We start from the raw sequence: 2,291 nt of genomic DNA on the forward strand, positions 1-2,291 counted from the left end.
ACGAGCGCCGGCGTCGGCCGCGTCACCGCCGAGGTTGTCTCGTAACTCCCGACCGCGGAACTTCATGCACGCTGAAGAAGGCCTGCCGGCCGAAATGTCGGCAGGCCTTCTTGCCGATTCCGGGATGCGCTTTCCCGGCGCAGACAGACTGTCCTGCCTGAAACTACAAAAAGCTCTGAGGATCGACGTCGACCTCGAGCTTGAGATTGCCCTTGGTCTTCGGACCTGCGGCCAGCCATTCGCGCAAGTATTCCGACAGATCGACGTTACGCAGCGCCTTCACCAGAAGCCGAAAGCGATAGCGTCCCTTGATGACCGCAAGCGGCGCCTCGGCGGGTCCCAGCACCTTGATCCGTTCATCGATCGGGGCGATCGCGGCAAGCTTGCGCGCAAAACCTTCCGCCGTGGGGCGATCGCCGGCGGACACGATCAGGCTCGCGAGCCGCCCGAACGGCGGATAGCCGGTTCTCTCGCGCATCTCGATTTCGCTGGCATAAAATGCGTCACGGTCGCAGGCCACCAGCGCCTTCATTACGGGATGTTCCACCTGATGGGTCTGCAAGTAGCCGACACCCCTGCCCTGATCGCGCCCGGCGCGTCCGATCACCTGGTTGAGCAGTTGCCAGGTGCGCTCGGCCGCGCGCGGATCGCCGTTGCTTAAGCCAAGATCCGCATCGACGACGCCGACCAGATTGAGCCGCGGGAAATGATGGCCTTTGGCCACCAGTTGCGTGCCGATGATGATGTCCACGCGGCCTTCGGCGATTTCGTTCAACTCGCTGCGCATGGTCTCGATCGAGGTGATGAGATCGCTCGACAACACCATGGTCCGCGCCTCCGGGAAGAGACTGGCCGCCTCCTCCTGCAAGCGTTCGACGCCCGGACCGACCGCCACCAGCGATTCTTCCGCCGAGCAATGCGGACAGAGTTGCGGACGTGGCATCGAGAAACCGCAATGGTGACAGACCAGCCGCTGGCGAAAGCGGTGATCGACCAGCCAGGCATCGCAGATGGTGCAGGCGAAGCGATGCCCGCAGGCGCGGCACAGGGTCAGTGGCGCATAGCCGCGGCGGTTGAGGAACAACAGCGCCTGCTCGCGCCGTTCGATCACAGAGCGAATCTGCTCGGCTAGAAACGGCGAGATGAAACGGCCGCGTGGCGGGGCTTCGCGCCTGAGATCGATCGCCTCGATATGCGGCATGTGCTGGCCACCGAACCGCGACGGCAGCACGATGCGCTGATAGCGGCCCTTGCGCGCATTGACTTCAGTTTCCACCGACGGCGTGGCAGAGGCCAGCACAATCGGGATTTTCGCGATATGGGCGCGCACCACCGCCATGTCGCGGGCGTGGTAATGCGCGCCATCGTCCTGCTTGTAAGCCTGGTCGTGCTCCTCATCGACGACGATCAAGCCGAGATCGGCATAGGGCATGAACAACGCGGAGCGCGCGCCCACCACGACGGGCGCCTCGCCGCTGGCGATCGCGGCCCAGTTGCGTTGCCGCGTCCGCGGGGTCAGTTCGGAATGCCATTCCAGCGGCCGCACACCGAAGCGCCGCGCGAAGCGATCCAGAAACTGGCCGGTCAACGCAATTTCCGGCATCAGGATCAGCGACTGTTTTCCGCGACGGATCACTTCCGCGATCGCTTCGAAATAGACTTCGGTCTTGCCCGAGCCTGTGACCCCATCGAGCAAGGCGACATGGAAGGTGCCGTTGGCGGCGAGCGCGCGCATCGAATCGACGGCGGTACGCTGCTGGCGAGAGAATTCGGGTACCGAAAAATCCGGGTCCGGCGCAGGCGGCGCGAGCGGACGCGGCATCGCTTCGACCGCGAGCGTACCTTCATCGACAAGGCCATCGACGACACCGACGCTGACGCCGGCTTCCCTCGCCGCATCTGCCTTGCCGTGCAACAGCCCGTCGGACAACAGCTCGATCAATCGCCGACGCGCCGGCGTCATCCGTTGCGGCGGGTCGCCCGCCAGACGCACGCCCATCCGCACCCGCTCGGGTCCGAGATCTTCGCCCATGCGTAGAGACATCCGCAGCACCATGCCGCGGGCCGAGAGCGTGTAGTTGGCGACCCAATCGACGAGCGCGCGCAGTTCCGGCTTGAGCGGCGGCACGTCGAGCTTCTCGCCGACGTCCTTCAGGCGATTGTGCAGGCGCGGATCCGGATTGGCGTTTTCCGCCCACACGACCGCGACCACCTCGCGCGGCCCCAAGGGCACACAGACCACATCACCCGGCTGCAGTTCCATGCCGCGCGGCACCCGGTAAGAATAGTTC

Annotated in this window: 1 protein-coding gene; it reads right to left on the minus strand. The window is 64.9% G+C overall.

Annotation, left to right across the window (positions count from 1 at the left end; all coding sequences use genetic code 11):
- Positions 1-163 precede the first annotated feature (163 nt).
- Positions 164-2,291: primosomal protein N' (locus WB528_RS26285; protein WP_423892211.1), on the minus strand; the 2,128-nt coding region annotated here is incomplete at its 5' end.

This window comes from Bradyrhizobium sp., from assembly GCF_049586575.1.
Classification (GTDB): Bacteria; Pseudomonadota; Alphaproteobacteria; order Rhizobiales; family Xanthobacteraceae; genus Bradyrhizobium.